This window comes from Mesorhizobium sp. (assembly GCF_024509055.1).
Taxonomy (GTDB): domain Bacteria; phylum Pseudomonadota; class Alphaproteobacteria; order Rhizobiales; family Rhizobiaceae; genus Mesorhizobium.
In genome coordinates, this window is sequence record NZ_JANINM010000533.1 from 1 (window position 1) to 9,329 (window position 9,329).

Here is a 9,329-nt window from a genome sequence, read left to right on the forward strand (position 1 = left end):
GGTCGGCCGGGCCGGGCGCGGTGTAGATGCCCTTGCTCATCTTGGCGGCGACGACCAGGTCGAACCAGGAGCCGGTGCCGGTGCCGCCGAAGAAGTCGCCGGCTCTGAGAACGATGGTGCGTACACGGCCGGCTTCGGCCTCGCGGCGGAAGAGGTCTTCCATGGCGCAGCGGATGCGGCCTTTCTCGGTCGTCGGATGGAACGGCGTCTGCTCGGTGATCACTTGCGGCATCGGCGAGCCGTAATTGTAGACGGTGCCCGGGAAGAGGTGCAGCGCGCCGTTCGCGCGGCAGGCGGCCATGACGTTTTCGGCCATCGGCAGGCACTTGCCCCAGTCGGTGTAGATCGGGTTGAGGCCGTTGAAGATGATGTCGACGCCTTGCGTGGCGCGGATAAGCGAGTCGCGGTCCAGCGCGTCGCCGGCGACCGCGGTGGCGCCCTTGAGCTCGGCCGGCACCTTGCCGGTGCGTGTGATGGCGCGGACGTCGAAGCCGGCGTCGATGAAGGCCTTGGCGACCACGCGGCCGAGCCGGCCATTGGCGCCGAGAATTGCGATCTTGGTCATTGTTGGTCTCCGTTGTTTGCGTTTGCATCGCTAATGTGATGGGTTCACCAACGAATGAAAATTGACTGATTTCGGCGATGTGTTATTCAGAAATGAATGACTGAATTCGACTGGAACCTAATCAAGAGTTTTGTCGCGGTGGCCGAGACCGGCAGCCTTTCGGCGGCGGCGCGCAGGCTGGCAGCCAGCCAGCCGACGCTTGGGCGCCACATTGCCGAACTGGAGCAGGCGCTCGGCGTCACGCTGTTCCGGCGCGGCCGGCGCGGCTACGAACTGACCGAGGCGGGCAGCACGCTTTACGAGCGCGGACGCGTAGTGAGCGAGCAGGCCAATGCCTTCTCGCTCTTGGCGCTCGGATCGGTCGAAGCGATCGAGGGTACGGTGCGTATTGCCGCCTCGGAGGTGGTCGCGGCATTCGTGCTGCCGCGGATGATGGCAGGGCTTGGCGAAGAGGAACCGGGCATCGAGGTCGAGATCGTCGCCTCGAACCAGGTCGAGAACCTGCTGCGTCGCGATGCCGATATCGCCATCCGCATGGTCAGGCCGGCGCAGAACGAACTGGTGGCGCGCAAGGTCACGGACATCCCGCTCTGCCTGTGCGCGGCGAAGTCCTATCTCGACCGGCGCGGCCGTCCGGAGAAAGCAACCGATTTGGTCGATCACGCCCTGGTCGGCTTCGACCGCAGCGAAGAGATCATCCGCGGCTTCACCGCCTTCGGCATTCCGGTCAGCCGCAGCCATTTTCGCTTTCGGACCGACAACCAGATCGTGCTGTGGGAAGCAGTGCGGACAGGCAATGGCGTGGGCATCGGCCAGGAGCCGCTTGTGCATCGCGATCCGCAATTGGAAAGGCTGCTGCCGGACGTGCCCCTGCCGACCTTGCCGGTTTGGCTCGCCATGCATCGGGACGTGCGTACCAGCCTACGCATCCGCCGCGTTGCGGATTTCCTGCATGAAGAGTTGAAGCGCTATTCGGCCGGCACGGCGACGGGAGCGAATTCGGCGCGGTGAGCGAGTCCGGCCATCAGCAGGACGATGACCAGCAGGCCGGAAAGCGCGACGAAGATCGGGCCGAAGCTCGAATGCTCGGCGACGAAGCCGATTGCAGACGGCGCCACCAATATGCCTGAGTAGCCCATGGTGGTGACCACGCTCATGCCGGTGCCGGACGACATGCCTTCCTGATTGCCGCCGGCCGAAAACAGGATCGGCACCATGTTGGCGATGCCGAAGCCGCAGAAGGCGAAGGCGGCGATGGCGAGGTAAGGCGAGGGCGAAAGGCCGGCCACAAGCATGCCCGCCGCCGCGACAAGCGCCGAGCCGCGTAGCGTTGTCACTGCGCCGAAACGGTTGCGCACGCCATCGCCCAGGAAGCGCATCAGCGCCATGACGCCGGAGAAGGCGGCATAGGCGAGGCCGGCAACGGCAAGGTCGGCGCCGAGTTCCTGATGGAGGTAGAGCGCCGCCCAGTCGAGCACCGCGCCCTCGGAGATCATGGTCAGCAGCGCCATCAGGCCGACCAGGTAAACGATGGTGTGCCGCGGCAGCGAGAATTTCTGGTGCTCGGCAGCCTGCGGTTTATCTTCGGCGACGAGATAGCCGATGGTAAAGGCAACGACAGCGAAAGCGATCGCCGTCACGACGACCGCATGGGCGAGGTAACCGTAGGTCTGGATGGCGAAGCCGCCGAGCGCGCCGCCGGCGAAACCGCCGAGGCTCCAGAAGCCGTGCGAGGACGACATGATCGCCCGAGACAGCCGCCGTTCGACGACCACGGCATTGGAATTCATGGCCACATCCATGCCGCCGCACGAGCCGCCGAAGAAAAGCATGGCAATCGCGGCCAGCGGCACATTGGGCGCAAGCGCCACGGCCAGCAGGCCGAAGCTGGCGCAGAGGCCAAACCAGCGCACCACGGTGCGCGAGCCGTGCCTGGAGATCAGATGTCCGCACCAGGTCATCGCCGCCACCGCGCCGACGCCGAACAAAAGGATCAGCAGCCCCAGCGTGAATTTCGAGATGTCCAGTCGGGTCAGGAACACCGGGATCTGCGGCGCCCAGCTGCCGGTGAGGAAGCCATTGGCCAGGAACATGCCGGCGACGGCCCAGCGGCCACGCGTCGCGGCCTGCATCGTGATTTGCGCGCTCATGGTCTGAAGTCCGCTTTGCCGATGGCTTTTCGCGGCAAATTAGATCGATTCAATTCGTAGTCAAGAACCGTATCAGGGAAGTGCTTGGACCAAGGGAGCAACCAAGGATCGATCCCGCTCGTGGCAGATGGTTGCGTGGGAGGTTGGCCGAAACGCTTTCACGTTCGTCATCCACGGGCGGAGCAAGGAGCGAAGCGACGCGCGCAGACCCGAGGATCCATGCCGCGACTTCCCCGGAACGCAACCGGTGCAGAATTCTGTAACCGTTGCAACGCCTTAGCGTCACGGCATGGATCCTAGGGTCTACGCGACGCTTCGCGTCGCTGCGCCCTAGGATGACGAAGTCTGGGATCGCCTAAGGCAAATTCGCTAATGATCCTTCGGACGCCTTGCCTCGAACTCGGCCTTCTTGGCCTCGGAGGCTTCCGTCTGGTTGAGCGCCTGCCATTCGGCATAGGGCATGCCGTAGATGATCTCGCGTGACTCGTCCTTCGAAAGCGCCAGGCCGTCGGCTTCGGCCGCCTCGCGATACCAGTTGGACAGGCAGTTGCGGCAGAAGCCGGCGAGGTTCATCAGGTCGATGTTCTGGACATCGCCGCGCTCTCGCAGATGCTGGACGAGTCGGCGGAAGGCGGCGGCCTCGAATTCGCGTTTCTGCTCTTCGCTGAGTTCGGTCATCTTCTTGAACTCCATCACACCGGCCCGGTGCGAGAACCGAACCGCTTCACTTCATGTATATCGGGACGACGATCTATGGCGTCAACGATCGGTGTGAGCCGCTCGGCCCAGGCAAGAGCGCCGGCCCGGTCGGCGATCAAGTCCTGGCGGATCTCGATCAGCGCATGCGCGTAGCCGTTGACGATGGCGTGCTTGAACATCGTGTCGCCGCGCAGCGCGCCGTCATACGGCTCGTTGTCACCGACGACGAGGTCCTTGTCCTGGCCCAGCATGTCGATCAGCGGCCGCGCCACGCGGTCGTCCAGGTCCCACAGAATGCCGACATGCCAGGGGCGGACCAAACCCTGCATGACCGGGGTGAAGGAATGCACCGAGAAGATGAAGGGCGCCTTTCCCGAAGCATGCGCCACCGAGGCGATCATCGCGCCGACGGCGTCATGGTAGGGCCGGTAGAACCGGTCGAGCCGCCTTTCCCGCTCCTCGGCGGCCATCGGGTAGTTCCCGGGCACGATGGTGCCGTCATAGAGCTGGCGGATCAGCGTCGGGTCGTCTTCGCCCCGGTTGGGATCGATCAGGAGCCGTGAAAAGCCAGCGAGCACGGCGGGCGCGTCGAGCGCGGCAGCCAGTTCGCGCGTCACCGTCTCGACGCCGATGTCATAGGCGATGTGGCGGTCGAATTCCTCAGCCGGCAAGCCGAGGCTGCCATACTCGTCCGGCAGGTCGCGGCGGGCATGGTCGGCCAGAAGCACGATGCCTTTCTTGCGGTCGCCCTCGACGATGTCGAAGGGCGCGAAAACTGTGGATCGGGTCATCGGCGGAAAATGGTCTGTTCGCTGGCTTCCAGGCAGGATGCTATCGTCATTCCACGAAGAGGACGCTGGCGCAATGCCGTTGTTTGGCCACGGTTTCTGCAAAAAATCCCGGATGGGACGACATTCCGCGCGCCGAGCCCTTCTAAATCGATTGGAATTGAACAAAACGGCGCGTTGACATGCGCCCGGAGTTTGCTGAAAAGGGTCGTCGAGAGATGCATATGTGGTTGGCGAAGGGATTTGGAATGGGTTTTGCCGGCAGGTCGCGCAAGCGCCTGGCCCTGCCATTCCTCATTGTCGGCGCGGCGCTGTGCGCGATCGCAGCGGCCTCGCCGGCGCGCGCCGACTTCCGCGTCTGCAACGCGACGCAAAATCTGGTGGGTGTCGGCATCGGTTATCGGGCCAAGGCCGGCTGGATCACGGAAGGCTGGTGGCACATCGAAGGGTCGACCTGCAAGACGCTGATCGAGGGGCCGCTGTCATCAAGGTTTTACTATCTTTATGCAGAAGACGCCGAGCGTGGCGGGCGGTGGGATGGCCCGATCAACATGTGCGTCGCCGAGAAAGAGTTCAAGATTGCCGGCGTGAATGATTGCGTCGCCCGGGGCTTCCAGCGCGCCGGATTTCAGGAATATGACACGGGCGAGCAGGCAAGCTGGATGGTCCAGCTGACCGACGAGCCCGCAACGGGAGGCGCGCCAGCTGCGGCCCCCGCTCCGGGAACAAACAGTCAATGAGACGTAACCGCAAGGTCAAGATCCTCGCCACCATCGGTCCGGCTTCCTCCTCGGAGGAGATGCTGAGAAAGCTTTTCGAAGCGGGCGCCGATGTCTTCCGCATCAATATGAGCCACACCGACCACGAGCTGATGCGCACGCTGGTCGGGCGCATCCGCGCAGTCGAGGCGGCGGTCGGCCGGCCGATCGGTATCCTCGCAGACCTGCAGGGCCCGAAGCTGAGGGTCGGCAAGTTCGCCAACAACAAGGAAGTGCTGACCGCCGGCCAGACCTTCACGCTCGACGACAATCCGGCGCCCGGCACGTCCAGCCGTGTCTACCTGCCACATCCGGAAATCCTCAGCTCGGTCGAGGCCGGTCACCGACTTTTGATCGACGACGGCAAGCTGGAGCTCAAGGCGGTGAAGAGCGACGGCAAGTCGATCACCTGCACGGTCGTCGCCGGCACCGGCATTTCCGACAAGAAGGGCGTCAGCCTGCCCGACACCGACCTGCCGGTCGGCGCGCTGACCGAGAAGGACCGCGCCGATCTCGACGCGGTACTGGCCGAGGGCGTCGACTGGGTGGCGCTGTCCTTCGTGCAGCGGCCGGAAGATCTCGCCGAGGCGCGCAAGATCGCGCGCGGCCGAGCCCTCATCATGGCCAAGATCGAGAAACCGCAGGCGGTCGCTCGCCTGGCCGAGATCATCGAATTGTCGGATGCGCTGATGGTCGCTCGCGGCGATCTCGGCGTCGAGATGCCGCTGGAAGCGGTGCCTGGTATCCAGAAGCAGATCACGCGCGCCGCGCGGCGCGCCGGCAAGCCGGTGGTGATCGCCACGCAGATGCTGGAATCGATGATCACCGCGCCGGTGCCGACCCGCGCCGAGGTCTCCGATGTGTCGATCGCCGTCTTCGAAGGCGCTGACGCGATCATGCTTTCGGCCGAATCCGCCGCCGGCGCCTATCCTGTCGAGGCGGTCGGCATGATGAACCGCATCGCCACGAAGGTGGAGACCGACCCGACCTATGCCGGCATCATCAACGCGCAGCGGTCCGAACCGGAAGCGACCGGCGCGGACGCGATTTCGCTCGCCGCGCGCGAGATCGCCGAAACGCTGAAGCTGTCGGCGATCATCACCTACACGGCTTCCGGCACGACGGGCCTGCGCGCCGCGCGCGAGCGCCCGCAGGTGCCGATCGTGGCGCTGTCGCCGATCGTCAACACGGCGCGCCGGCTGTCGCTGCTGTGGGGAACGCATTGCGTGGTGTCGCCGGACGCCACCGACCTCGACGACATGGTGGACCGTGCCTGCCGCATCGCGCTGGACGAAGGCTTCGGCAAGCCGGGCGACCGCGTCATCATCACGGCCGGCGTGCCGCTGAGGACGCCCGGCTCGACCAACATGCTGCGCATCGCCTATGTCGGGTCGGACACGCAGAGCAGCCGGTAACACTGCGGAGCTGCCGGACGTTGCGCGCAGGCTTGCGCGCTGTGGCCATAATACAACAAAGGCATAGGCAATGATCGCGGCACTTGCCGCGACACAGGGTTGCCTCGATCGCCGCTACAGAAAGCGGTGAACCGGCGCCGGCATTCGTTCGGCGTCCGCCCGTACTCCCAATAGATTGAAAGTATCCCGAATGTCGTCCCTTGTTTCGCGCCGGTCTTTGCTGACCGGGCTCTCGCTCGTTGGAGTATCGGCCATCTCAGCCTGCGCCCAATTGCCCAGGCAGCCAATCGCGGCCGCGAACTTGCCGATGCCCGCGCCGGCCGAGCCGATGCACGAAAAGGCGCCGGTCGAGGTTGCAGGCACCGACCCTGTCGCGGCGCCTTCCGGTTATGCGGGTATGTACGACGCGGTGGACGACGGCGGCCACGCCCTCCCGGCCATTCCTGTTGCCAAGGTCGACGAACGGTTCCTGCGCCAGATCGTAGACGATCCCACCGGCGAACTGCCGGGGATGATCGTTGTCAACACGACGGACAAGTATCTCTACCTGGTGCTCAAGGACGGAAAGGCCATGCGCTACGGCGTCGGGCTCGGCCGCCAGGGCTATTCGTGGAAGGGCCGGGCGATCGTGCAGTGGAAGCGCAAGTGGCCGACATGGACGCCTCCGTCCGCCATGATCCGCAGGGATCCGAAGCTTGAGAAATGGCGCCAGGGCATGCAGCCCGGCGTCAGCAATCCGCTGGGGTCGCGCGCCCTGTACATTTTCAAGGACGGGGTCGACACGCTCTACCGGATACACGGATCGCCAGACTGGAAGTCCATCGGCAAGTCCGCATCCTCGGGCTGCGTGCGCATGTTCAACCAGGATGTCATCGACCTGTACGACCGCGTTCCCGCCAAGACGACACTGCTTGTCATCTAGAGCCGGATGACCTTGCCGGGACCGGCTTCAAGTCGGCGCGAGTTCGGCATCCGGAACCTGAAGCTCCGGGCACCTGCCGGCGCCTTGCGTGTCGCCGGCAATCCGCGACTCGACCGTCCTTGCCAGGGCCCGCAAATCGATTGGCGCGCCGGCAATCTTTTCGATGGCGCCGACGACGAGGTCGGGCGCGATCCAGTCCGGCTTGTGGCCGAGGTTGCGGACCCAGACCAGTTCGGCGCCGGGAATATCTCGCTGCAGACCAACGGAATGGATCGTCGCGTAGACCACCTTGTCGCGATCGCCTGATATGACGACGGTCGGCGCCTTGATCTCGGGATAAGCCGGCGAGGCGGCGCGGACATAGTCGTATAGCTGAGCCACGTCGCGGGCGTTGGCGCGAAAGGCCGGTGGGCGCAATACCAGAGGGATTGAAGCTTCGCCGATGTAATCGTCCGGCAGATTGTTCGGCGAAAAGACGCAGGCCGTGGCGTCGCCGACCTGCAGCATGCCCGCCGGGTAGGCGAGCGTTTCGGAAAACAGCCAGCCGATCACGGGCGTGGCCGTCAGCTTGTAGTACCAGGCGGTAGCGCCGCCGGGCCAGGGGTGGCTGACGGGCGAGAGGAAGACGAGGCCGCGCGTCCTGTCGGGATGCCGGCGGGCGAAGGCGGTGGCGATGGCGCCGCCGAAGGAGTGTCCGACAATGATCGCCTTTTCGATGCCCACGCGATCCATCAGCGCAGCGACGGTATCCGCCTGCGCAGCCAGTGTCTCATTGTTGCCTGGGCCGCGATCCGACCAGCCAAAGCCGGGACGATCGAGGAACAGCATTTCCGCGCGGGCTTCGAGTAACGGCCTGAGCGGCAGCATCTGGTCCTTGAGGTTGGCGCTGGCGCCGTGGATGAAGACGACGGGCGGCAGGATGGCGTCCCTGGGGGCGGGGACGTGGACATAGTGGATGCGTGCGCCGTCGAGGTCGGCGAATTCACCGACAGGCGGATTGCGGCGCTCAATCAGCCAGACGCCGGTGCGGGTAACGCCGGCCAAGGCGAAGACGAGCGCGATGATGAAGAGGAGCGCGGCGCAGATGAGGTTCATACGGGGAATACGAGTGTCGAGCGAAGTTAGTTTAGGGGAATAGGGGAGTGGGGTAGAAGAGCCGTACTTCCCTAAAAACCATCAGATGCCTTCGCCCGCCAGCTCTTCCGACAGCGTCGAAACCTGGTTCTGGGCGCTGCGCATCATCGGGTAGATGGCGAGCACTTTCTGCCAGGCCTCAAGCGCGGATTGCTTGTGGCCGGTCTCGGCCATGATCTGGGCCAGTCCGGACAGGGCGCCGAAATGGCGCGGCTCAAGCTGCAGCGTGCGGTCGATGTCGGCCATCGACTTCCCGTAGTTCTTCATCATGAAATGCACGGTGGCGCGGCGGTTCCAGCCTTCTGCATAGTCGGGCTGCAAGGTCACGACCTGGTCGAGGAAGTCGAGCGCGACGTCGAATTTCTGGTCCTCCATCGCCTTTTGCGCCCACTGCATCATCAGGTCGATCGAGGCGCTGCCGGACTGGTTCCACTCGTTCCAGATGCGGCCGGCGATGCGCTCGGCAGCCTTCTCGTTGCGTTCGCGCTTGAGGTCGGCAAAGAGCTGGTCGAGCCGTCCCTGCTTGGTCGGGGCAGGGGGCGGTGGCGTGGCTTCGGGCGGCGTCGCCGCTGGAGGCGCCGTTTCGGCAGGCGGCGTAGCCTGGTCCTGCGCCAATGCCGGCAAGACGGTGCCGGACACGAAAAGCGGGACGATAAATACAAAAAGAATCCGCATCGTCGGAAACTAATCCCGCACGGCGGATCGTCAAAATGAATTTAGCATGAGAAGGCCGGCGCGCCGGCGACCAACATCAAGCGGCGCGCGGCGTGCTTTTATTGTGCATGTCGTTATCCCAAAACCGCTTGGCACTTTTGGGCGACATACACTACGCCGCGCGAAAACCTCAGCCCTGGCGCGCCTTGTAGCGCGGAGCGGTCTTGTTGATGATGTAGATGCG

General features: G+C 64.5%; 11 protein-coding genes. 4 read left to right on the forward strand and 7 right to left on the reverse strand.

Going from position 1 to position 9,329, the window contains the following annotated elements:
* Nucleotides 1–565, reverse strand: a 565-nt coding sequence (locus Q0L57_RS31835; protein WP_296747060.1) for an NAD-dependent epimerase/dehydratase family protein, incomplete at its 3' end; no start/stop codon positions are given.
* A gap of 96 nt (nucleotides 566–661) precedes the next feature.
* On the opposite strand from Q0L57_RS31835, the gene Q0L57_RS31840 reads away from it, so the two are divergent.
* Nucleotides 662–1,576, forward strand: a complete 915-nt coding sequence (locus Q0L57_RS31840) for a LysR family transcriptional regulator (protein WP_296747061.1) — start codon at nucleotides 662–664, stop codon at nucleotides 1,574–1,576.
* Here the strand turns inward: Q0L57_RS31840 and Q0L57_RS31845 are convergent.
* The 3 genes from Q0L57_RS31845 to Q0L57_RS31855 form a co-directional block, all read right to left on the reverse strand.
* On the reverse strand, nucleotides 1,534–2,715 hold the full coding sequence (locus tag Q0L57_RS31845; RefSeq protein WP_296747062.1) for an MFS transporter: 1,182 nt from the start codon (nucleotides 2,713–2,715) through the stop codon (nucleotides 1,534–1,536). The two genes, Q0L57_RS31840 and Q0L57_RS31845, sit on opposite strands and share 43 nt — an antisense overlap.
* A 369-nt stretch (nucleotides 2,716–3,084) precedes the next feature.
* Nucleotides 3,085–3,393, reverse strand: a complete 309-nt coding sequence (locus Q0L57_RS31850) for a DUF1244 domain-containing protein (RefSeq protein ID WP_296747063.1) — start codon at nucleotides 3,391–3,393, stop codon at nucleotides 3,085–3,087.
* A 14-nt stretch (nucleotides 3,394–3,407) separates the two neighbouring features.
* Nucleotides 3,408–4,205 carry an N-formylglutamate amidohydrolase gene (locus Q0L57_RS31855; RefSeq protein WP_296747064.1) on the reverse strand — a complete coding sequence of 266 codons (798 nt, stop codon included), beginning with the start codon at nucleotides 4,203–4,205 and terminating at the stop codon, nucleotides 3,408–3,410.
* Between the two features lie 179 nt (nucleotides 4,206–4,384).
* On the opposite strand from Q0L57_RS31855, the gene Q0L57_RS31860 reads away from it, so the two are divergent.
* The 3 genes from Q0L57_RS31860 to Q0L57_RS31870 all read left to right on the forward strand — a co-directional run bounded on the left by Q0L57_RS31860 (nucleotide 4,385) and on the right by Q0L57_RS31870 (nucleotide 7,297).
* Nucleotides 4,385–4,942: a DUF1036 domain-containing protein gene (locus Q0L57_RS31860; RefSeq protein ID WP_296747065.1), complete on the forward strand. Its 558-nt coding sequence runs from the start codon at nucleotides 4,385–4,387 to the stop codon at nucleotides 4,940–4,942.
* Nucleotides 4,939–6,375 carry a pyruvate kinase gene (gene pyk, locus Q0L57_RS31865; RefSeq protein ID WP_296747066.1) on the forward strand — a complete coding sequence of 479 codons (1,437 nt, stop codon included), beginning with the start codon at nucleotides 4,939–4,941 and terminating at the stop codon, nucleotides 6,373–6,375. The genes Q0L57_RS31860 and pyk overlap by 4 nt, the downstream gene beginning before the upstream one ends.
* Nucleotides 6,376–6,565: 190 nt before the next feature.
* On the forward strand, nucleotides 6,566–7,297 hold the full coding sequence (locus tag Q0L57_RS31870) for a L,D-transpeptidase (RefSeq protein WP_296747067.1): 732 nt from the start codon (nucleotides 6,566–6,568) through the stop codon (nucleotides 7,295–7,297).
* A gap of 27 nt (nucleotides 7,298–7,324) precedes the next feature.
* On the opposite strand, the gene Q0L57_RS31875 is transcribed toward Q0L57_RS31870, so the two are convergent.
* The 3 genes from Q0L57_RS31875 to Q0L57_RS34330 all read right to left on the reverse strand — a co-directional run.
* Nucleotides 7,325–8,392, reverse strand: coding sequence for an alpha/beta hydrolase (locus Q0L57_RS31875; protein WP_296747068.1), 1,068 nt, complete (start codon nucleotides 8,390–8,392; stop codon nucleotides 7,325–7,327).
* An 81-nt stretch (nucleotides 8,393–8,473) separates the two neighbouring features.
* Complete coding sequence (locus Q0L57_RS31880) at nucleotides 8,474–9,106, reverse strand: hypothetical protein (protein ID WP_296747069.1); 633 nt, start codon at nucleotides 9,104–9,106, stop codon at nucleotides 8,474–8,476.
* Between the two features lie 169 nt (nucleotides 9,107–9,275).
* The coding region (locus Q0L57_RS34330; protein WP_366940970.1) for a 50S ribosomal protein L36 at nucleotides 9,276–9,329 on the reverse strand (54 nt) is incomplete at its 5' end.